Consider the following 21,659-nt stretch of genomic DNA (forward strand, 5'->3'; position numbering starts at 1 on the left):
TCGCGCCTGCGCCGCGGGACTCGCCCCGGTGGCACGGCGAGGCTAGGCGCACGGTGTACGCCTCTACCTGCGCTGCGAAGCTCGCACCGGCTGCCCGGCTACGCCCTCGCGCCTGCGCCGCGGGGCTCGCACCGACCGCCCGGCTGCTGCGGCGCCGCCTGGCCGCGCCCCTCGGCTCCGCCGGGCGCCCGGTGCGGGACCACGGCCGCCTCGTGCCGGCCGCCGCCCTCGCCGCGGGGCTCGCCTGGTCGGTCGCCCACGCCGTCCGGCGCGGGCGCGGCTGTCGCCGGCCGAACAGAGGTCCGTAAGGTAGCCGCGGCAGGTCAGGAGCGCCGCGCTCCGGCACCGCGGACCGTACCGCCGGGGGCCGGGATGAAGCCGACACGAAAGGGTCGTAATGACCGCTGAACACCCCGTCGCCGTCCTGGGCGAGTGCGTCGCCGACGCGTTCGTGGCACCGCGCGGAGCCCGGGCCCCCCGGCCCGACGCCGAGGCCGCGGCACCACTCACGCTCGACGTCCACCCCGGTGGCGGCCCCGCCAACACCGCCGTGGCGCTGGCGAGGCTGGGCACGCCGACCCGGTTCCTGGGGCGGCTGTCGCACGACGTGTTCGGGCAGTTGTTCACCGACCACCTCACAGGCTCCGGCGTGGACCTGGACCGTGCCGTGCGCGCGGCCGAACCCAGCACGCTGGCCGTGGCCGACCTGGCCGAGGACGGCAGCGCCGACTACTCCTTCCACGCGAGCCGGACCGCCGACTGGCAGTGGAGCGACGAGGAGTTGGCCGCCGCCTCGGACGGCCCGGTGGCCTGCCTGCACACCGGCTCCCTCGCCCTCGTCCAGCAGCCGGGCGCCGCGGCCCTCGAACGGCTGCTGGCCCGGGTGCGGCACCGCACCACCGTCTCCGTCGACCCCAACGTGCGGCCGCTGCTGGTCGAACCCGCCGTCTACCGCGAGGCGCTGCCCCGCTGGTGCGCCCTCGCCGACATTTTGCGCCTGTCCGACGACGACCTCGCCCAGCTGCGTCCCGGCGCCACCCCCACGGACGCCGCCGACGCCTTCCACGCCGAGGGCACCCCGCTGGTCGTCGTCACCCTGGGCAAGGACGGGGTCCTGGCCTCCCTGAACGGCACCCGCGTGAGCGTCACCGCCCCCGCCGCCCGCGTCGTGGACACCGTCGGTGCCGGCGACTCCTTCATGGCGGGCTTCCTGCACTCTCTCCACACCGCCGGCGCGCTGGGCGGACGCCTGGACCGCCTCACTCGTGAACAGGTCGCCGAAGCCCTGACGTTCGGCACCCGCGTCGCCGCCGCCGTCGTCGCCGTCCGCGGCGCCAACCCGCCCTGGGCGGCGGACTTGGCAGCAACCGAGATGTGAGACCGCCTTCGGGCGGCTGAGCTGGGGCCGTCTCCGGCGGCTGAGTTCGAGACCCGCCCCGGCGGCCGAGCCCCGGGCCCCGGGCGGCTGAGGAATGCCGACCCCGTCAGCGGCCTCGTTGCGGAAGTCGGCGTCGCGGTGGCGCCGTTCCCGGTGATGCGCCACGGGGGCGCAGCGCGACCCCGGTCATGCGGCCCTCGCGGGCGAAGCGGCCGGGTGCAGGGCGGAGTACACCAGCGGGGCGGACGGGTCGATCGACATGTCCAGCCGCGCGGGGTCGGCACCCGCCCGCATGAGGAGGTCACCGACGGCAGCGATCATCGCCCCGTTGTCGGTGCACAGCGTCAGCGGGGGTACCCGCAGTTCGACGCCGGCAGCCACGCACCGCTCCTCCGCCAGGGCCCTCACCCGGGAGTTCGCCGCGACACCGCCCACCACGACGAGGGTTCCCACCTCGTACCGGCCGCATGCTGCCAGTGCCTTGCTCGTCAGGACATCGGCGACGGCCTCCTGGAGCGAGGCGGCGCCGTCGGCCAGCGGAGGTTCCTCACCGCGCTGGTGATGCTGCTCGGCCCAGCGGGCGGCGGCCGTCTTCAGCCCGGAGAAGGAGAACGAGAACGGGTCCTTTTTCGAGCCCAGCAGCGGGCGGGGGAAGGCCACGGCGCAGGGGTCGCCCTCCCGGGCGGCGCGGTCGATGGCCGGTCCCCCCGGATACGACAGCCCGAAGACGCGGGCGACCTTGTCGAAGCACTCGCCCGCGGCATCGTCGAGGGTGTCGCCCAGGTGCACGATCGGATCACGCACCAGGTCCCGTACGAGCAGCAGCGAGGTGTGGCCGCCGGAGACGATCAACACGATGCACGGGTTCGGCAGCGGCCCGTGCTCCAGTGTGTCGGCCGCGACGTGCCCTGCCAGATGGTGCACCCCGTACAGAGGTACGTCTGTGGCGAAGGCCAGCGCCTTCGCCCCGGACAGGCCGACCTGGAGGGCGCCGGAGAGACCGGGCCCGGTGGTCACCGCGACGGCGTCGATGTCCCGCAAGCCGATTCCCGCCTGCGTCAGCGCCTCCCTGAGCACGGGGTTGAAGGCCTGGAGATGGGCGCGGGAGGCGATCTCGGGTACCACTCCGCCGAAGCGGGCGTGCTCGTCCATGCTCGACGCCACGACGTGCGCGAGCAGCCGCCCGCCGGAGACGATCCCGGCTCCCGTCTCGTCGCACGACGATTCGATGCCCAGCACCACCGGAGCACCCACAGCCGTCCCCTCTCGCACATACCACCTTGTTGCACATTGTGTGCAACAAGGTACCGCGCGACCGCAGCCGCGCGGTACGCCGAGTGCGCTCAGGGGCAGCGCACCACCTGGCCCGCCCACGACATGCCGCCCCCGAAGGCGAGCAGCAGCACGGGCGCGCCCGGTTCCAGTTCGCGGCGCTCGACCAGTTTGGAGAGGGCCAGCGGGACGGAGGCGGCCGAGGTGTTGCCGGAGTCGATCACGTCGCGGGCGAGCACCACGTCCTCGGCGAGGTCGAGTTGGCGCAGCACGGACTCGATCAGCCGCAGATTGGCCTGGTGGGTGACCACGCCCGCCAGATCGCTCGGCGCCAGCCCGGCACGCTCGCAGGCGTTGCGGGCCAGCGTGGGCAGCTCGGCGCTGGCCCAGCGGAAGACGGCGGGGCCCTCCTGGGTGAAGCGCGGCTGCCAGGCGTCCAGGAGCTGCACCATGTCGCCCCGGGAGGGGTCCGAACCCCATTCGACGGGCCCGATGCCGTCCGTCTGCCCCTCGTCCTGCGGGAGGGCGCTGACGACGGCCGCGCCGGCGCCGTCGGCCAGCAGGATGCAGGTGCTGCGGTCGCTCCAGTCGGTGACGTCCGACATCTTCTCCGCGCCGATGACCAGGGCGTGCCGGGCGGCCCCCGCGGCCACCGAGTGGCTCGCCGAGGCGAGGGCCGTACAGAAGCCGGCGCAGCCGTTGTTGAGGTCGTAGGCGACGGGGGAGGGGATCTCCAGGCGGCGCGCCACCTGGGCCGCCGTGCTGGGGCAGCGGTCCCGCGCCGAGCAGGTCGCGACGACGACCATGCCGATGTCGGCGGGGTCCAGCCCGGCAGCGGCCAGCGCCTTGCCGGCCGCGGCGGTCGCCATGTCGGCGACGGTCTCGTCCTCCGCGGCGATGCGCCGGGTGGCGATACCGGTGCGCTGCCTCACCCACGCGTCGTTCGTCTCGACCATGGTCGCCAGGTCGTCGTTGGTGAGGACGCGTTCGGGCTGGTAGTGGCCCAGTGCTGCGATGCGGGTACCCGGCACGGTGCTCTTCTCCTCCACGAGGGGACGGTGGCCGGGCAGCCGTTCCCGTACGGGGTGCGGGTCGGCCGACCGGTGGCCGGAATATAGCAACCGATCGGTCGGAAGTTAAACGGGGGCGGGTGGCTACGATGGGTGCATGAGCCCACGCAAGTCCGCCGCCGAGGCCCGCAGAACGCGGGAGCGGATCATCGAGCGCAGCGTCGCCATCGGCTCCGTCGAGGGCCTGGAGGGGCTGACCATCGGACGGCTGGCCACCGACCTGGGCATGAGCAAGGCGGGCGTGCTCGGCCACTTCGGCTCCAAGCAGGCACTGCAACTCGCCGCCCTGCACGGCGCCTCGGGGCTCTTCACGCGGCTGGTGTGGGAACCGGTCGCCGGACTGCGCCCCGGCCTGGTGCGGCTGCGGGCCTTCTGCGAGGCCTGGATACGCTACCTGGAGCGGGAGCGCACCGCCTTCCCCGGCGGCTGCCTGTTCACCGCCGCCTCCGTCGAGTTCGACACCCGCGGCGGCCCCGTCCACGACACGGTCGCCCGCTTCATGCTGCGCGGCAGACGACTGCTGCTCAACGACCTGCGCGTCGCGGTGGACGTGGCGGAGCTGCCCGGCGACGTCGAGCCCGAACAGCTCGCCTTCGAGCTCCACGGCCTCTACATGGCGCTCAACCAGGAACTCCAGCTCTTCGCCGACGCCACGGCACCCGCCAGGACCCGCCACGCCCTCGACCGCATGCTGGGCCCGGCCCCGCCGCCGGGCTGAGCCACCGCCCCTTCCGACGCGCGCGGTTCCGGTGCCGGGCCGCAGCCCTCGGGCCCGCGTGGACGGTGGTGCCGGTCCGGCGGGCCCGCACCCGCTCCCGGGTGCCCCGACGTCAGGCCACCGGCCGCGCCCGCTCCACGATCGCCGCCAGATCCACCCCCGAGGGCAACGTCCCGAAAGCGGCGCCCCAGTCGCCGCCCAGCCGGGAGGCGCAGAACGCGTCGGCGACCTGGGGCGGTGCCCAGCGCACCAGCAGCGAACCCTGGAGGACCACCGCCATCCGCTCCACCAGCCGCCGCGCCCTGGCCTCGATGCCGTCCAGGTCGGCGAGTTGGGTGAGCACGTCCTTGACGGCGGCGTCCAGCCGGTGGTCGGCGCCGTGTGCCTGCCCGATCTCGCCGAGGAAGGCGTCCAGGGACTGCGGCGAGCGTTGCAGGGCGCGCAGCACGTCCAGCGCCTGCACGTTGCCCGAGCCCTCCCACAGGGAGTTGAGCGGCGACTCGCGCAGCAGGGACGGCATCGGCGACTCCTCCACGTAGCCGTTGCCGCCCAGGCACTCCAGCGCCTCGCCGGCCAGCGGCACGCACCGCTTGGTCACCCAGTACTTCGCCGTCGGCAGCGCCAGCCGCAACAGGGCGCGGTCCGCCTCCGCGCGCTCGCCGCCGCCCGCCGCGCTGTCGTGCGCCGCCGCCAGCCGCAGCGCCAGCGCGGTGGCCGCCTCCGACTCCAGCGCCAGGTCCGCCAGCACGTTCTGCATCAGCGGCTGCTCGCTCAGCAGCGCGCCGAACACCGAGCGGTGCCCCGCGTGGTGCACGGCCTGCGCCACGGCCTGCCGCATCAGCGCGGCGGAGCCCGTCACGCAGTCCAGCCGGGTGGCGGCCACCATCTCGATGATCGTCGCCACGCCGCGCCCCTCCTCGCCCACGCGGCGGGCCCAGGTCGTGCCGTCGAACTCGATCTCACCGGACGCGTTGGAGCGGTTGCCCAGCTTGTCCTTGAGCCGCTGGATCGGGAAGCTGTTGCGGGTGCCGTCCGGCAGCACACGGGGCACCAGGAAGCAGGTGAGCCCCCCGGGGGCCTGGGCCAGCACCAGGAAGACGTCCGACATCGGGGCCGAGCAGAACCACTTGTGCCCCAGCAGGGTGTACTCGCCCTCGCCGGCCAGCGGGGTGGCCTCGGTGGTGTTGGCCCGTACGTCGCTGCCGCCCTGCTTCTCCGTCATGCCCATCCCGGCGACGGCACCCAGCTTGGCGCTCGCGGGACGGTCCAGGCCGAAGTCGTAGCGGTGCGAGGTCAGCAGCGGCTCCCACTCGGCGGCGAGCGCGGGCTCCCGGCGCAGCGCGGGCACCGCCGCGTGCGTCATCGACACCGGGCAGCTGTGGCCCGCCTCCACCTGCGACCACACGTGGAAGGCCGCGCTGCGCCGCACCTGCCCGTCGGGACGCGACCACGGGTCCGTCAGCCCCGCGCCCACCGCGCGCTCCATCAGCGCGTGCCAGGCCGGGTGGAAGTCGACTTCGTCGATCCGGTGTCCGAACCGGTCGTGGGTGCGCAGCACAGGCGGGTTCGCGTTGGCCTGCCTGCCCCACTCCTGCGCCTGCGCGGAGCCCGCGGCCCGGCCCAGCCGGGCCAGCTCGTCGTGCACCTCCTCGGCACGCTCAACAGCCACGTGGCGGGCGACGCCTTCGGCGAGCGCGGAGTCGGCGCAGAAGACGTCGTAGTCGACCAGCGGCGGGGGCTGATTGGTCACGGTGTGAGTCGAGGACGGCATGGCAGATACGTTAAAGACGTGCGTGCAGTCGAGGAAACCCCTGAGCAGACCGCCGAAGGGGGCCCCAAGTGGGCCCCGCGGCGCTTCCGCGGCCAGTTCCGGCGGGCCCGGGTGAAGTACCGCGACGTCCCCAAACGGAGGATGGCGTGGCTGTTGCTCAAGGACACCGTGAACTCCTGCATGGAATACCGGGTCCTCGGACTGGCCGCCGAGGCGGCGTTCTTCACCCTGATCTCGATCCCGCCGCTGCTGCTCGGCCTGATCGGTTCGCTCGGCTACCTCGACTGGATCGGCGCCGACACCATCGAGACCCTGCGCCAGAACGTCCTCGACGCCTCCGCCACCGTGCTGTCCGACAAGGGCGTCGACCAACTCGCCCGCCCGCTGATCGACGACGTGATCCGGGGCGGCGGCCCCGACGTGATCTCCCTCGGCTTCGCCCTCGCCCTGTGGTCCGGCTCCCGCGCGGTCAACGTCTTCATCGACACCATCACCGTCATGTACGGGCTCGACGGGCGGCGCGGCATCGTCAAGACCCGCCTGCTCTCCTTCTTCCTGTACCTGGTCGCGCTGGTGATCGGGGCGGTCGCCCTGCCGCTGATGGTGGCGGGCCCCGACGCGGTGCTGCGGCTCACCCCGCAGGCCGAGGGGGTCATCAGCGCCTGCTACTGGCCGGTGGTGCTGCTGCTGTCCATCGTCTTCCTGACGACGCTCTACCACGTGTCCGTGCCGGTGCGGTCCCCCTGGCGGGAGGACATCCCCGGCGCCCTGGTGGCGCTCGTGATGTGGGTGCTGGGCAGCTTCCTGCTCCGGCTCTACCTGACCAGCACCGTCGAGGGCCCCACCATCTACGGGTCGTTGGCCGCGCCCGTCGCCGTGCTGCTGTGGATCGGGGTGTCGGCGTTCGCCGTGCTGGTGGGCGCCGCCGTCAACGCGGCCATCGACCACGTGTGGCCGTCGGTCGCCACGGCCGCCGCCCGGCGCGCCAACGAGCGGCGCCGTGAGGAGGCCGCCGCCGAGGTCGTCGCCGCCGTCGCTGCCCGTCGGCGCCGCGCGCACGAGGAGCACGAGGAGGCCGAGGGCCAGGACGCCCCCGCCGAGTTCCCCGAGCGCTGGACCAAGTTCCTGCCACCCTCCGACGTACGGGGCCGACTGCTGCGCCCGCGAGGCCGCGACCACGACGACGACCGGGGCCCCACCGACGGCGGCACCGGCCCGCGCTGAACGGTCCCCCGCGTACCGGGACCGCCCTGACGACGGCACCCTGCGACGAACCGGGCCGCCACGGCGAGGGCGTCGGCCCTGTGGACGGCGCCGCCGGTAGCGGACCGACACTTCCGGGTGAGCGGAGGAGCGCAACGTGACGGCCCTTCCAGCACCCGCCTTTCACCCCCCCCTTCCGCGGGGCCCGCTGGCGCGCGCCGAAAAGCAGTGGCGTCGGGGTGCGTGCGACTTTATGGTGGCGACCGGTTCGCGCAGCGGCGGTACGTGTCCGCTGCCGGTCGAGGAAGAGGAGGTGTGACTCATGGCTGTCTTCGTGATGGGCGCTGCCCGCGCCCCGATGAGCTTCCACTCCACCTCCGCGGCCTCCGGCTGACCCGCCTTTCTCCATCGCGCAGCAACCCCTGCGCCCGGGGCCGCCCTTGTGAAGGGTTTCCCTTGAACCTCTCTCCTTCGTCTCCCGCGCACGCCCTGGCCGCCTACGGCTGGGACTCCGGCTGGGCAGCCGCGTACGCCGACGCCACGGCGCACGCCGCCACCGCGGGCCCCGATCCGCTGCCCGGACGGGTCGTGCGCGTCGACCGGGGCCAGTGCGACCTGGTCACCCCGGTGGGCACGCTCCGCGCCGACACCGAGTTCGTCGTCCCCCGCGACCCCCTGAAGGTCGTGTGCACCGGCGACTGGGCCGTCGTCGACGCGGACGGGGCACCGCCCTACGTCCGTACGCTGCTGCCGCGCCGTACCGCCTTCGTCCGCTCCACCTCCTCCAAGCGGTCCGAGGGGCAGATCCTGGCCGCCAACGTCGACCACGCCCTGATCGCCGTTCCCCTCGCCGCCGGCCTGGACCTCGGCCGCATCGAACGGTTCGTCTCCCTGGCGTGGAGCAGCGGCGCGCAGCCGCTGCTCGTCCTCACCAAGGCGGACCTGGTGGCGGACGGGGCGGCCCTGGCCCAGTTGACCGCCGACGCGGAGACCTCCGCGCCCGGCGTCCAGGTGCTGCCGGTCAGCGCGGAGACCGGCGCGGGCATCGATCTCCTCGCCGCCGTCCTCGCGGGCGGCACCACCGCGCTGCTCGGCCAGTCGGGAGCGGGCAAGTCCACGCTGGCCAACGCCCTGCTGGGCCGCGCGGAGCAGACCGTGCGGACCGTCCGCGACCGGGACGGCAAGGGCCGGCACACCACGACCACCCGCAACCTGCTGCCGCTGCCCGCGGACCTGGGCGGCGGCGTCCTCATCGACACCCCCGGGCTGCGCGGCGTCGGCCTGTGGGACGCCGAGGAGGGACTCGGGCAGGCGTTCGCCGAGATCGAGGAACTGGCCGACGGGTGCCGCTTCCACGACTGCGCCCACCGCTGCGAACCCGGCTGCGCCGTCCTCGCCGCCGTCGCCGACGGGACCCTGCCCGAGCGACGGCTGGACAGCTACCGCAAGCTGCTGCGGGAGAACGCCCGCCTCGCGGCCCGTACGGACTCCCGACTGCGCGCCGAGCAGCGGCAGTTGATCAAACAGCGGCAGACGCTGGGCCGGCACATGATGGAGCGCAAGCGCGGCCCGCGCCGCAAGCCGTAGCGCCGGGATACGCCGAGCACGGGTTCGGGACCGTGGTGGGGGCGGTTGCTACCGTCCCCACCATGAGCGCTCCGTCCGTACCGCCCCACGGCCCTGCGGCCTTCGGCAAGCTGGAGTTCCAGCTCGCCCTGCTCCGCCGCATGAGCGACTTCCAGCCCGCCCGCGTGGAGGCGGCGCTGCGGCAGCTCGGCGTCGGCCGGGCCGACCTGCGGGAGGCCCACAGGCGGTGGCAGGTGCAGCTGCGCTCGCCCCACGCCCCGGGCGCCACGGTCGGCCGCTACCGCTCGGCACTGGGGCCGCCCGAGGCCACCGAGCAGCGCCGCATCGGGGACGTCACCTGCGAGGCGTACTCCTGGACGCTGCCGCTCTGGCCCGACCTGCGCTTCGAGGTGCTCGGCGCGCCCCGAGGCGGCGCCGCGTGGCACGCCTGGCTCGTGCGGGCCCCTGGCGCTCCCGGCCCTGCCCTGCGGACGGTGGCGGACCTGACGCCCTGGTCCTGCACCGTCGACGAGGCCGCCCGCGCCTTCGCACCCGCCAGGCCGCGGGAGGGCTCCGCCCCCACGCGGTGGCAGCTCGCCTTCACCGCGCCGGACACCGCCGGGCGGCGCCACCAGGTGGTGGCCGAGTTCACCTGGGGGCTGCTCCAGCGGCTCGTGGAGGGCCCGGAGGCGCCCTGAGCCCCTCGTCCCCTCGACCGCCGTGTCGCATTTCCGCTGGCTTCTGCTCCGAGCCGCTCCGCACACTGGGGGTGTGACCACAGACGACAGCAGGTACGAGGCCGTACGCAGCCGGGACGCGCGGTTCGACGGCGTGTTCTTCCTGGGCGTACGCACCACCGGCATCTACTGCCGCCCGAGCTGCCCTGCGGTGACACCCAAGCGGGAGAACGTGCGGTTCTACCCGACGGCCGCCGCGGCCCAGGGCGCGGGGTTCCGGGCCTGCCGCAGGTGCCGTCCGGATGCGGTACCGGGCTCGGCCGAGTGGAACGTGCGGGCCGACCTGGTGGGGCGCGCGATGCGGATGATCTCCGACGGTGTCGTGGACCGGGAGGGCGTCGCGGGCCTGGCAGCACGGTTGGGCTACAGCGCCCGCCAGGTGCAGCGGCAGCTCACCGCCGAGCTCGGCGCCGGCCCGGTGGCCCTCGCGCGGGCGCAGCGCGCGCACACCGCGCGGGTCCTCCTCCAGACGACGCCGCTGCCGGTGACCGAGATCGCCTTCGCCGCGGGCTTCGCGAGCGTGCGGCAGTTCAACGACACGGTGCGGGAGATCTACGCCCGCACCCCCAGCGAGCTGCGCGCCGCGTCGGGGCGGGGCGGTCACGGACCCGCGGGCCGCCCCATCGCGCGGACGGCCACCGGGTGGGCCGGCGGCCCGGTCAGCGGGGTGCCGCTGCGGCTGGCGTACCGGGGCGCGTACGCCACCGGCCAGGTGTTCGGCTTCCTGGAGCGCCGCGCCGTCCCCGGCGTGGAGGAGGTGCTCGGGCAGCCCGGCAGCCGCACCTACCGGCGCACCCTCGACCTGCCCTACGGCACCGGCGTCGCGGAGGTCGACGAGTGCCCGGCACGCAGCGGGCAGGGCTGGCTGGCCTGCCGGCTGCACCTGGGCGACCTGCGGGACCTGACGACGGCCGTGCAGCGGATCCGGCGGCTGTTCGACCTGGACGCGGACCCGTTCGCGGTGGCCGAACACCTCGGCCGCCACGACGCGCTGGCCCCGCTGCTGGCGCGCACGCCCGGACTGCGGTCGCCCGGCGCCGCCGACGCGCACGAGCTCGCGGTCCGCGCGGTACTGGGCCAGCAGATCACGGTCGGCGCGGCCCGCACGCTGGCGGGCCGGCTCGTGGCGGCGTACGGCAAACCGCTGGCGGCGCCCACCGGGGGTCTCACCCATGTCTTCCCCGAGGCGGCGGTGCTCGCCGACGCGCCGCTGAGTGAGCTGGGCATGCCCGAGGCCCGCCGCCGCGCCGTGCGTACCGTCGCCGCCGCGCTCGCCGACGGGGCCGTCGTGCTCGACCCGGGAGCCGACCGGCAGGAGACCGAGCGCGCCCTGCTCGCCCTGCCCGGCATCGGCCCCTGGACGGCCGGCTACATGCGGATGCGCGCGCTGGGCGACCCGGACGTCTTCCTGACGGGGGACGTAGGGGTCCGGCACGGCCTCGCACTGACCGGCGCACCGGCCACGGAGGCCGGGACCTGGCGGCCGTGGCGCTCCTACGCCCTGCACCACCTGTGGCACGCCACCGCACAGGCCGAGCCACCGAAGGACGGACAGCGGCGCTGAGGGCCGGGCGCTGCCGCGGAAGCGGTCGGCGGCACCGAGGCGGACCTCCCGCACGGGTTCGCCGCCCGTCTCCGCCGCCCGCCCCGGCCGGCCGGCCTCCGTCCCGGGCGGGCTCATCGTCCCGCCCCGGCAGGCGAGTTCGCTTCGCGGGCTTCCCTCCTGGTTCGTGCGGGCAACAATGAGCCCATGAGTGGGCAGGGGGCACAGGACGGCGAGCCCCGGGGCCACGACTGGTGGGCCCGGTTGTACGACCCGCAGGCACCCGACACAGGGCGCGCCCGCGGCCCCGGCGTCGGCCGCACCCGCGACACCGTCGACGACCGCTACGCCTCGGTGGCCCGCACCCTGGGCGCCGCCGAGGGGAGCGCACCCGCGCAGGCGCCTCCCGTCGGCCCGGCGCCTCCCCTCGCTCCCGCGCCAGGGATGCTGCCCCTCGCCGAACCGGCCTCGCTGGCCGAACTCGTGCCCGACACGGTGCTGGAGGAGACGCGGTACGGGGCGGTGGCCCTGCGCGCCGCCGCACTGCGGGGCGCGGCAGCGCGCGAGGCGGGTCGTGTGCGCGGGGACGCCCTGCTGGTGGCACGGTTCGGCACCGGGCGGGCCGGACTGGTGCTCGTGGCTGTGGCGACGGGCGCCCCCGCGGACGGCGGCGCGGCCCACCGGTCGGCGCGCGAGGCCTGTCACACGATCGGTGACGCGGTCGGCCGCGACTGCGCACGCATCGCGGAGGACCTGCGCGCGGACCGGCGTGGCGCCCTCCAACCGGGGCTGCACCGACTGACCGCCCGCGCCCTGGGCAGGCTACGGGCGCAGGCCGCCGCGTGGGGCCTGGCGCCCGGACGGCACACGGCACACCTGCGCTGCCTGCTGCTGCCGGCCGATCCGCACTGCCGCACCCGCGTGTGTTTCGGGGCGGGAGCCGGCGGACTGCTCCGGCTGCGGGGCGGAACCTGGCAGGACGTCGAGCCGCCCGCCGTGCCGACACCGCCGCCCGCCGTGGAGCCCCTTGCCGGACGTGACCCGGCGGCGGGCGCCGCGGCGGCCCGGGACGGCTTCACCGCGGCGCAGCCCGCCGCTCCGGGACCGGCGGAGGCGTTCCGCTTCCGCGTGTGCGCCGCCGAACCCGGCGACGTACTGCTGCTGTGCAGCACCGGGCTGGCGGAACCGCTGCGCGCCGACCCGGCGTTCGCACAGCAGCTCGCTGCCCGCTGGGACCCGGGCTCCCCGGGTGCGTCGGCCGGTCTCGCGGAATTCCTCACCGACCTGCGGCAGCCGGTCGACGGTCACGAGGCCGACCGCACGGCCGTCGCCCTTCAGGAGCGCTGACGCCCCGGCGCCCGTGGCGGCCGCCGCGCTCCGGTCTCGGAGCCGCGCTGCGGCCCGTGCCCCGGTGCGGACCCGGCGCCGGTGCCCGCTCCCGGCCCGCGCCGCCTTCGCCACCCGGGCCGCCTGTGCTGCTTCTGCCGCCTGTGCTGCTTCCTGTACTGCTTCTGCCGCCGAACGGTGCCGGTGGCGCGGGACGACGACGCCGGTGCGGAAACGGAAGTGCCTGCGGGGCGCTCCGTACCGCACCGGCGTGAGCCCGGTGGCTGGAGGGGAGGGGATGTCGCCGCCGGTGCGGCGGGCCCGTCAGCCGAATTGCCGCTCGATCTCGGCCAGTTTCTCCTCCAGGGTGTCCAGCCGAGGGCCGGCGCCACTGCCACCGCCACCTGCTCCGGCCCCCGCATCGTCGCCGTTCTTCTCGTCCCTGCCGACGTCACCCGGCAGGCGGGAGTCCTCGGTGTACTCCGTGTGCCGTCGGCCGGTGCCGGGCTCGTCCGCCACGGCCTGGAGGGCGGGCCGGACGCGTGACGGTGCGGTGGTGCCCGGCGTCGTGTCGGCGGCCGGGAGCCCGGCCGCCGCCGACCGCTCGGAGGACGCCTCTCCCGTCGCAGCCGTCGGTACGGGGGTCCCGATCTCGACGTCCACATGGTGCGCGGCGCCCGTACGGCCCCGGCTCCACAGCCGATGCTGCCGGTTGATGGCCTTGACCCGTGCCCGGTCGAGGCGTTCCTGCTCCTTGCGGCGCAGCTTCTCCTGTCCCTGCCGGCGGCGGTCGTCGCGGACCTCGTCGACGGCCTCGTCGAGCGTCCGTACCCCCTCCAGCAGCATCAGCGACCAGGCGCCGAACGTCTCCCGCGGCGCCCGCAGCCAGCGGACGATGCGGATCTGCGGCAGCGGGCGCGGTACCAGCCCCTGGTCCCGCAGTGCCGCGCGCCGCGTCTGCTTGAGCGCCCGGTCGAACAGGATCGCCGCGGAGAGCGACATCCCGGCGAAGAACTGGGGCGCACCGTCGTGCCCCAGGCCGCGCGGGGCGTGCACCCAGTTGAACCACGCCGCGGCTCCCGCGAAGATCCACACCAGCAGCCGGGAGCCCAGCGAGGCGTCCCCGTGGCTGGCCTCGCGTACGGCGATGACGGCGGAGAACATCGCCGCGCCGTCCAGCCCGAACGGCACCAGGTACTCCCAGCCGCCCCCCAGCCCCAGGTTCTGCCGGCCGAAGCCGACCAGCCCGTGGAAGGAGAGCGCGGCGGCGACGGCGGCGCAGCAGAACAGCAGCAGATAGGCCGCGGTGGCGTAGAGCGTCTCCTTCCGGCGCCGCCGCTCCTCCGCCCGCTCCCAGGAGTCGGGTGCCGGAGGCTGCCCGGACGCGGTGGCCGTGGCGTCGCCCTCGGCGGCTCGATGGCGGCGAGACCGCGCCATCACGAGCACAGCGGTCAGCGTGCCGACGAGCAGCACGGCGCTCGGCAGCACCCAGTTCAGCGGTATGTCGGTCAGTCTCATCGGGTGTGCCCCTTGCCGCGCGGTGCCGGGGGCGCGCACGGCGCGTCTGCCGTCTGGGGGCATCGTCCGTACGCGGGGGCGGCGCCGCGCTCGCGCTCTGGCTTCCTTCGTGTCGCCGAGCATCCTTACGGCAGTGCCCCGCCCGTCCGGGGGGTTTCGGGCAAGAGAACGCGAAAAGGGGGACGTGCCGGTCCGGCCGGGGCGCCCGGACTCGAACGCCCTACGAGGTGACGGTCATCCGTTCGATGCGTTCCGCGTCGCAGGTGCGCGGGCACGTGACGCAGGTGTCCTGCGGGCGCAGGGTGTAGAAGAGGCAGCAGCTGGCCCGGTTCCGGGTGGTCAGCGCCTCGCCTCCGGGGCCCGTCAGCGTACGGAAACCCGCCGCCTGGGAGAACGGCTGCAGTGCGCCGGGCAGCAACCGCTCGGCCTCCGCCATGGCGCGCGGCTCCTCGCCCAGCAGGTGGCCCAGGTACCACAGTCCCTCGGTGACCTCGTCCGTCGCCATCCCCCACAGGGCCCGGGACCCCCGCCGCATCCGCGGCCTGAACCCCTCCAGCACGGGCGCGAGGTGCTCGGCGACGGCGTCGCGCACGGCGGCCCGCAGGGCTTCCTCGTCCGGCACCACCCGGGCGCCCGGTGCGGCCGCCGCCGGGTCGTCCGGCAGACAGGCGAACTCTTCGAGGTGGACCGCCAGGCGACCCAGCGACCGCTGGAAGGACACCGCCCCGACCGGGATCCGCGGCACGCGCCGCTGGAGGAACCAGGGGATGGTGATCAGCAGGCACACCGGCCAGGCGTAGCGGTGCAGCCCGAAACTGGCGATGACGTCCGGGCGGCCCCGCTGCCCGTAGTCCCGCAGAATCTGCTCCTCGTCCCAGGCCAGGAAGGACTCCAGCGCGGCGCCGCCGGCCGCCAGGTCGCTCGCCCGCACCCAGCCGTCGCCCTCGGGAAGAGATTCACGAGCGGTGGTCTCGGTCACACCCAGCGACGGGAACACCTCGGTGAGCCGGGCGTACGCCGTGCGGAAGGGCGAGACGTCAGGGGCTACGCGGGCGAGGGTGGGCACGGCCATGGGGACCACCGATTCGACGATCGTGAGCAGGTAAGGCTTACCTTAACTGATGATCCCCGAGGTGTGATCTCGCCTCGCGTCGGCCTAGGGTGCTCCGCAGTGTCCGTGGGATCGGCCCGGAGGGGACGGATGGAGCAACGCCGCACCGCGTCACGCAGCGTGTCGACCGCTGCCCGGCTGCGTCCTGCCCGGGACGCCGCCCGCGGGCAGCCCGTAGTGCCGGCCGCCAGGGGTGAGCACACCTACGGCGCGCCGCCCGCCCCGAGGGTGGTCCCGCAGCGCCACTCCGTGCGCGACCAGATACTCGAAGCGCTCCGCACCGCGCTGTTCTCCGGGGAACTGGCCCCCGGCGAGGTCTACTCCGCGCCCGCCCTGGCCGAACGCCACGGCGTCTCCCCGACCCCCGTGCGGGAGGCCATGCAGGTGCTGGTCAGCGAGGGCGCCGTCGAGACGGTGCCCAACCGGGGCTTCCGCGTCGCCCCGCACAGCCCGCGCGACCTCGCCGAACTCGCGGAAGTACGGGCCCTGTTGGAGGTGCCCGCCGTGCTGGCGCTGGCCCGGACCGTGCCGGCGGAGCGCTGGGACGAGCTGCGCCCCCTCGCCGAGGACACCCTCCAGGCGGCCGCGCGCGGTGACCGCGGCACCTACGGCGAGGCCGACCGCGCCTTCCACCGCGCCCTGCTGGAGCTCACCGGCAACCGGCAACTCGTCGCCGTGGCCGAGGACGTCCAGCGGCGTGCGCATCTGTCGGCCCTGCGGGCGGTGCCGGCGCCACGCACCACCGACCTGCTCGCCGAGGCCTCCGACCACCTTGCGCTGCTGGACGCCCTGGCCGGGCAGGACCTGCCCACCGTGGAACGCCTGGTACGCGAGCACTTGTGACGGACACGTCCACGGGGGCTCAGTCGCTGCCGGAGCGGGCGGGAGCCTCGCCGTCGGTACGGGCGGAGGCCGCAAGGGTCCGGGCGTCGGCCGGGTCGGGCGTTCCGGTGTCGGGCGCTTCCGGGGGCGGGCCCCACTCGGGCAGGCGCCCCGCGAGCCAGACGGGTACGCCGCCCAGCAGCCGGAACAGCCGGCCCGCCTCCTCCCGCAACCGGGTCGCCTCCGGCTCGGGCCGCACGTCGGCGAGCGACGCCAGGGCGGGCGCCGTGCCGACCAGGAAGCCCAGTTCCTCGCGCAGCCGCAGCGACTCGGCGAACCCGTGCCGGGCCTCGGCCAGTTCACCCTCGCGCGCGGCGATCCCGGCCAGGTGCCGGAAGGTGGACGAGCACAGCAGCAGGTCGCCGCGGGCCGTCGCACCCGCGTGCGCCCTGCGGTAGGCGGCGCGTGCCGCCTGGGGCGTCTCGCTCAGGTTCTCGGCCAGCAGCCCGCGCCGGTAGTCGAGCAGCGCCCGGCCCGGCGCGTTGGGCTCCAGCAGCGCGGCGGCCCGGCCGAGCGCGGCCCGCGCCTCGTCCGTACGGTCGCGCACGCCCAGCACGGTTGCCGCGTAGGCGAGTTGGCCACGTTCGCAGGCGGCGGCTCCGCGGTCGTCGTCCACCTGGGCGACCGCCTCGGCGATCCGCAGCGCGTCCTCGGCCGCCGCCCAGCCCTCACCTGCGTACATGCACCCTTCCACGAGCAGCGCCGCCCGCCCCACCGCCGCCTTCGGCTGCCCGTGGGCGTACGGCTCCAGCAGCGCCGCCGCGTCCTCCCAGCAACCGCGCGAGCGCAGTCGCCACACCGCCCGGCCCAACGGGCTGTCGGGTCCCGTCGCCACCGGCCCGGGGGACTCCTCCAGGCCCGAGGTGCAGGCGGGATCCAGCCGTTCCGAACGTGACATGGCGGTGTCCGCCACAGTGCCCTCCCCAAGCGCGCCGTCGAGCCGGATGTGACCGCATCTCAGCACGCCGCGCCCCACCCGGCCAAGAGGCTGGTGTGAATCAGTTCACAAAGTTTTACCGGGGGCCGTTTTCTGCCAACCATCCCCGCAGGCGCGGAAGAAACGGTGGGGCGGGGCACCTGGCCGGGTGGAGCAGGCCATGCCCCAGGTCGGCACCTGGCCGCAGCGAAAGGGCAGCCGCCGCACGGTTCGCGTGCATGCATGCCCCTCTCCACGCGCCTCGCACGGCGTACCGTCCTTGCCGCGTCCGGCGTGTGCGCCGCCTCGGCCGCCTCGGCCGCCTGCGCGGCGTTCACGGCGGCGGTCACCTCACTGGCACCGCACCGCACCGGACCCGGCGCTCCCGGCGGCTTCTGCGGGCCCGGCGGCACCGGCCCTCCGGGTGGCCCCGAAGGGCCCGGCGGTCCCGGTGACGTCGGCAACCTCGGCGGCGCCAGGCGCACTGCCGGATCCGGCGCTCCGGGCGGTCCCTGCGGTCCAGCCGCTCCCGGCAGTACCGGAGGGCCTGGCAGCACCGGCGGTCCGTGCGGCCCCCGGGGGTCCGGCGGCACGGGGGCGTTGGTGACCCGGCGGCACCAGTGGCACCGACGGGCCCGGCGACCCCGCGGCGACCGGGTGGGCTGAGTGCCGGGCCTCAGCTCATCCGCAGGGCCAGGAAGAAGTCCAGCTTGTCCTCCAGCCGGGACAGGTCCCGGCCGGTGAGCTGTTCGATACGGCTGACCCGGTAGCGCAGCGTGTTGACGTGCAGGTGGAGGCGGGAGGCGCAGCGGGTCCAGGAGCCGTCGGAGGAGAGGAAGGCCTCCAGGGTGGGTACCAGCTCGGCGCGGTGCTTGCGGTCGTACTCGCGCAGCGGGTCCAGCAGGCGGGCGGTGAAGGCGCGCCGCACGTCGTCGGGGACGAACGGGAGCAGCAGCACGTGCGAGGCCAGCTCCTGGTGCCCGGCGGCGCGGACGGCGCCGGGGCGGGCCGCGGCGACCCGGCGGGCGTGCCGGGCCTCCTCCAGCGCGCCGCGCAGCCCCTCGGCGGAGTGCACGGCGGCGCTCACCCCGATGGTGAGCCGCCCGTCGTCTGCCAGGGCGCGGCTGAGCGGTTCGTCGACGGTGGACAGCAGGGTTTCTGCGTGCAGGCCCTCGCCGCCGCGGGCGGCGGCCGGGCCGGACCGCTCGCCGTCCGCCGCCGTCGCGGCCGGCTCGGTGCCACCGTCCTCCGCAGGTCCGCCGGCCAGCGGGACCAGCGCCACCGCTTCTCCGTCGACGTGGGCGACGGCGACGCGGTCGGAGCCGTCCGGGCCGACCGCCCGCGGGTCGATCAGCAGCTCCTCCAGCAGGGACTGGGCGATGGCGCCGCCGTCCAGGGCGCGGGCGGGGTCGGGTTCCTCCCAGTCGACGCGGGCCACGATCACCTGCCAGTGGGGGGCGGTGTCCTGGCCGGGCAGCAGCACGGGGGCGGCGACGCGCAGCCGGGCGGCGATCTCCGAGGGCGGCGAACCGGTCTGCACCAGCTCCAGCACCTCCTGCGCCAGCCGGCGCCGCACGGTGCGGGAGGCGTCGCGGCGGTCCCGTTCGACGGCGATGAGCTGGGTGACTCCGTGCAGCAGGTCCAGGCGTTCGGCCGGCCAGTCGCCGGTGTCGGCGGCGACGGCCAGCAGCCAGTCGGACAGCACGGTGCGGCGCGGGTCGCCGGTGCCGCGGTGCACGGAGAAGAGGGAGTAGGCCGCCCCCTCGTCGGTCGTGCGGTGCGGGCTGCGCCGCCCGGCGCGTACGGCGGCCATGTGGGCACCCGCCAGCCGGGCGGCCGTTTCGCCGGGCAGCCCGGGGCCCTCGGTGGGGCGGGCGATCTGGCGGCCGGTGGGGGAGAGCACCCAGGCGGCCAGGTCGAGGTCGGAGCCGAGCAGGTCGAGCACCACGTCGGGGCCGCCGCCGGCCGGGCCGGAGGACATCAGCCGCCGGTGCCGGTCCACGACGGCGGCCAGATCGCCGGCGCGTTCGGTGGAGACCTGGCGCACCACGTGTTCGGTGATGGTGGCGAAGGCGACGGATTCGGTGACGGCGAACAGCGGCAGCCGGTGCCGTTCGCAGGCGGTGACCAGGTCCTCGGGGACGGTGCCGAGCTCGGCCTCGCCCGCGGCCAGCCCCGCGACCCCGGCCGAGGCCAGGATCTGCACGAACGGTTCCGAGTCCGCGGAGGTGTGCCGCCAGGCCAGTCCGGTGAGCACCAGTTCGCCGCCGGACAGGTAGCGGCTGGGGTCGCGCAGGTCGGTGGTCATGACGCCGCGCACCGTGCGGTCGAGTTCGTCCTCGCCGCCCAGGAGCCGTAGCCCCAGCGCATGGTTCTCCAGGAGGGCGCGCAGCCGCATCGTCTCGTCGCCTGCCGTTCGTGTGTCGGTGGTGTCCGTGCCGTGCGAGGCGGCCGGAAGGGGGGCCGTGAGGTTACCGGTGCCCGGCTTTCGTCTGAATCTACAAGACCGGATGGTCGACCAGCCAAACGCTTCATGTGTTCGGTTACTGCACAGGGACGGCCACGGGTCGGTGTACTGACCGCACATCTTCTCCGGGGCCCCCTGATCCATCCCCACGTCCTGGAGACCGCATCCCCTACCGAGCACCGAGAAGAGACACCATGGAGCTTCTGCGCCCCGGCCCGCTCGGGACCCCTGGCCGGGCCCGTGAGCTGCGCGAGCGGGAGGACGGCGACCTGACCGTCCGGCTCGGCGGATCCGTGCCCCGCTCGACGGCGGACCGGCCCCTCACCCCACCGCCGGGCCCCGCGCCGGCTCCGCACCCCGTCGGCCTGTTCCGCCCCCACGGCCGGGGCCGCACGGAAGCGCTCCGGGCGGCGGCCCGTATGGCGCTGCCGCGGGTGCCGAGGCGACCGGAGCGTACCGAAAGGGTGTGACCCCCTCCCGGCACCGTCCCTTCCCCGAGTCGGGGCGCACGCCCCCTCACCTCCGCTTCCCGGCTCCGCAGCGGCTCCCGCAGTCCGTTCCGGTGCCGTGACCAGGAAGGGCGGGACCGGATACGAAAGTGGCAGGACGCGGGCCGTCCCCCGGGTCGTGCTTCCCAAATCCTCGGTGATCGCCGGGGTGTCCCTATGAACCTTGGGAGTCAGCACAATGACCCAGTCCACAGTAGGGCCGACGACGTCACCGGAGGATGCGGGTCCCGGGTCCCGGATCCCCGCGGGGCGCTCGTGGCTCGACAGGTACTTCCACATCTCCGAACGCGGGTCGTCCTACGGCCAGGAGATACGTGGCGGTGTCACGACCTTCATGGCGATGGCGTACATCGTCCTGCTCAACCCCGTCATCCTCTCCGTCCCCGACGCGACGGGGCACAAGCTGGACGGCGGAGCGGTCACCACGGCGACGGCGCTCGCGGCCGCGGTGACCACCCTTGTGATGGGCTTCATCGGTAACGTGCCGCTGGCGATGGCGGCAGGTCTGAGCGTCTCGGCTGTCATGTCCACACAGGTGGCGCCCGAGATGACCTGGGGCAACGCCTGGGCCATGTGCATCATCTACGGCGCCGTGATCATCCTGCTGGTGGTCACCGGGCTCCGTGAGCTCATCATGAACGCGATACCCATGGCGCTGAAGCACGCCATCACGATGGGCATCGGTCTGTTCGTGTGCCTGCTCGGACTGGTGCAGGCGGGCTTCGTCACCTCCACCGGCGGCCCCGGCGGGCTGCCCGGCGTGAAGCCCATCCAGCTCGGCACCTCCGACGTGCTCACCGGCTGGCCGGTGCTGTGCTTCTCCGTCACCGTGCTGCTGATCTTCGCCCTCCAGGTGCGCAAGGTCCCGGGCGCCATCCTGATCGGCATCGTCGGCGGCACCGTCGTCGCCGGGCTCATCCACCAGTTCGCCGGGCTCACCAAGAAGGACTGGGGCGGCCACAACGCCCCCGAGCTGCCCGGCTCGGTGGTCAGCTCGCCGGACTTCGGCCTGTTCGGCTCCGTCTCGTTCGACGGCCTCGGGGACGTCGGCGCCATTTCCGTGGGCGTCATCGTCTTCACCCTGGTGCTGGCCGGATTCTTCGACGCGATCGGCACCATCATCGGCATCGGCCAGCAGGCCGGCCTCGCGGACAAGGACGGCAGGATGCCCGGCCTGGCCAAGGCCCTGACCATCGACGGTGCCGGCGGCGTCATGGGCGGTCTGGCCGGCGCCTCGGGGCAGACCGTGTTCGTGGAGTCCACGGCCGGCGTCGGTGACGGCGCCCGCACCGGGTTCGCCAGCGTGATCTCCGGCCTCGGCTTCGCGCTCTGTCTGTTCTTCACGCCCCTCGCGCAGATGATCCCTCCGCAGGTGGCGGCGGCCGCGCTGGTCGTCATCGGATCGATGATGATCACCAACGCCATGCACATCGACTGGTCCGATCCGGCCACCTCGATCCCCGTCTTCCTGACCACGGTTCTGATGCCGTTCGCCTACTCCATCACCACCGGCATCGGCGCGGGCGTGATCTCCTATGTCCTGATCAAGGCGGTGCAGGGAAAGTTCCGGGAACCTGGATGGTTGATGTGGGTGCTGGGATTCGTCTTCCTGGCCTACTTCGCGCTCAGCCCGATCGAGCAGTGGCTGGGGGCGGAATAGCCGCCTGGCCGC

General features: G+C 74.7%; 17 protein-coding genes. 10 read left to right on the forward strand and 7 right to left on the reverse strand.

Going from position 1 to position 21,659, the window contains the following annotated elements; translation table 11 throughout:
• Nucleotides 1–397: 397 nt before the first annotated feature.
• The gene (locus H297_RS0113335; protein WP_027737460.1) at nt 398–1,378 is read left to right on the forward strand and encodes a carbohydrate kinase family protein; all 981 of its coding nucleotides are present in this window, start codon (nt 398–400) and stop codon (nt 1,376–1,378) included.
• Between the two features lie 186 nt (nt 1,379–1,564).
• Here H297_RS0113335 and tsaD read toward each other — a convergent pair whose 3' ends face one another.
• A complete protein-coding gene (gene tsaD / locus H297_RS0113340) occupies nt 1,565–2,620 on the reverse strand; it encodes a tRNA (adenosine(37)-N6)-threonylcarbamoyltransferase complex transferase subunit TsaD (protein WP_027737461.1) in 1,056 nt (351 codons plus the stop codon).
• A 101-nt stretch (nt 2,621–2,721) separates the two neighbouring features.
• Nucleotides 2,722–3,681, reverse strand: a complete 960-nt coding sequence (locus H297_RS0113345; protein ID WP_027737462.1) for a beta-ketoacyl-ACP synthase III — start codon at nt 3,679–3,681, stop codon at nt 2,722–2,724.
• Between the two features lie 136 nt (nt 3,682–3,817).
• Between H297_RS0113345 and H297_RS0113350 the strand changes: the two genes are divergently transcribed.
• Nucleotides 3,818–4,438: a TetR family transcriptional regulator C-terminal domain-containing protein gene (locus tag H297_RS0113350; RefSeq protein WP_027737463.1), complete on the forward strand. Its 621-nt coding sequence runs from the start codon at nt 3,818–3,820 to the stop codon at nt 4,436–4,438.
• A gap of 112 nt (nt 4,439–4,550) precedes the next feature.
• Here H297_RS0113350 and H297_RS0113355 read toward each other — a convergent pair whose 3' ends face one another.
• A complete protein-coding gene (locus H297_RS0113355; RefSeq protein WP_027737464.1) occupies nt 4,551–6,209 on the reverse strand; it encodes an acyl-CoA dehydrogenase family protein in 1,659 nt (552 codons plus the stop codon).
• 18 nt (nt 6,210–6,227) lie between these two features.
• Between H297_RS0113355 and H297_RS36175 the strand changes: the two genes are divergently transcribed.
• From H297_RS36175 to H297_RS0113380, 5 genes are all read left to right on the forward strand, one after another.
• Complete coding sequence (locus tag H297_RS36175) at nt 6,228–7,433, forward strand: YihY/virulence factor BrkB family protein (protein ID WP_486589502.1); 1,206 nt, start codon at nt 6,228–6,230, stop codon at nt 7,431–7,433.
• 435 nt (nt 7,434–7,868) lie between these two features.
• Nucleotides 7,869–8,999 carry a ribosome small subunit-dependent GTPase A gene (gene rsgA / locus H297_RS0113365; protein ID WP_027737465.1) on the forward strand — a complete coding sequence of 377 codons (1,131 nt, stop codon included), beginning with the start codon at nt 7,869–7,871 and terminating at the stop codon, nt 8,997–8,999.
• Nucleotides 9,000–9,061: 62 nt separating this feature from the next.
• The gene (locus H297_RS36180; RefSeq protein WP_037794043.1) at nt 9,062–9,676 is read left to right on the forward strand and encodes a hypothetical protein; all 615 of its coding nucleotides are present in this window, start codon (nt 9,062–9,064) and stop codon (nt 9,674–9,676) included.
• A gap of 73 nt (nt 9,677–9,749) precedes the next feature.
• Nucleotides 9,750–11,279 (forward strand): AlkA N-terminal domain-containing protein, encoded by a 1,530-nt coding sequence (locus tag H297_RS36185; RefSeq protein ID WP_037794045.1) that lies wholly within the window; start codon nt 9,750–9,752, stop codon nt 11,277–11,279.
• Between the two features lie 186 nt (nt 11,280–11,465).
• On the forward strand, nt 11,466–12,605 hold the full coding sequence (locus tag H297_RS0113380; protein WP_027737466.1) for a protein phosphatase 2C domain-containing protein: 1,140 nt from the start codon (nt 11,466–11,468) through the stop codon (nt 12,603–12,605).
• 303 nt (nt 12,606–12,908) lie between these two features.
• Here the strand turns inward: H297_RS0113380 and H297_RS0113385 are convergent, their stop codons facing one another.
• Both H297_RS0113385 and H297_RS0113390 read right to left on the reverse strand, forming a co-directional pair.
• Nucleotides 12,909–14,102: a DUF2637 domain-containing protein gene (locus H297_RS0113385; RefSeq protein ID WP_027737467.1), complete on the reverse strand. Its 1,194-nt coding sequence runs from the start codon at nt 14,100–14,102 to the stop codon at nt 12,909–12,911.
• A 220-nt stretch (nt 14,103–14,322) separates the two neighbouring features.
• A complete protein-coding gene (locus H297_RS0113390; protein ID WP_027737468.1) occupies nt 14,323–15,174 on the reverse strand; it encodes a (2Fe-2S)-binding protein in 852 nt (283 codons plus the stop codon).
• A 129-nt stretch (nt 15,175–15,303) separates the two neighbouring features.
• On the opposite strand from H297_RS0113390, the gene H297_RS0113395 reads away from it, so the two are divergent.
• Complete coding sequence (locus H297_RS0113395) at nt 15,304–16,056, forward strand: GntR family transcriptional regulator (protein ID WP_027737469.1); 753 nt, start codon at nt 15,304–15,306, stop codon at nt 16,054–16,056.
• A gap of 19 nt (nt 16,057–16,075) precedes the next feature.
• Here the strand turns inward: H297_RS0113395 and H297_RS36190 are convergent, their stop codons facing one another.
• On the reverse strand, nt 16,076–16,993 hold the full coding sequence (locus H297_RS36190; protein ID WP_486589503.1) for a hypothetical protein: 918 nt from the start codon (nt 16,991–16,993) through the stop codon (nt 16,076–16,078).
• 694 nt (nt 16,994–17,687) lie between these two features.
• Entirely contained in the window at nt 17,688–19,409 is a 1,722-nt protein-coding gene (locus H297_RS0113405) for a PucR family transcriptional regulator (protein ID WP_027737470.1), read from the reverse strand.
• Nucleotides 19,410–19,672: 263 nt separating this feature from the next.
• On the opposite strand from H297_RS0113405, the gene H297_RS0113410 reads away from it, so the two are divergent.
• Both H297_RS0113410 and H297_RS0113415 read left to right on the forward strand, forming a co-directional pair.
• Nucleotides 19,673–19,948, forward strand: coding sequence for a hypothetical protein (locus H297_RS0113410; RefSeq protein ID WP_027737471.1), 276 nt, complete (start codon nt 19,673–19,675; stop codon nt 19,946–19,948).
• A 217-nt stretch (nt 19,949–20,165) separates the two neighbouring features.
• Nucleotides 20,166–21,647: an NCS2 family permease gene (locus H297_RS0113415; RefSeq protein ID WP_027737472.1), complete on the forward strand. Its 1,482-nt coding sequence runs from the start codon at nt 20,166–20,168 to the stop codon at nt 21,645–21,647.
• Nucleotides 21,648–21,659 lie beyond the last annotated feature (12 nt).

It is taken from the genome of Streptomyces sp. CNT360 (assembly GCF_000424785.1).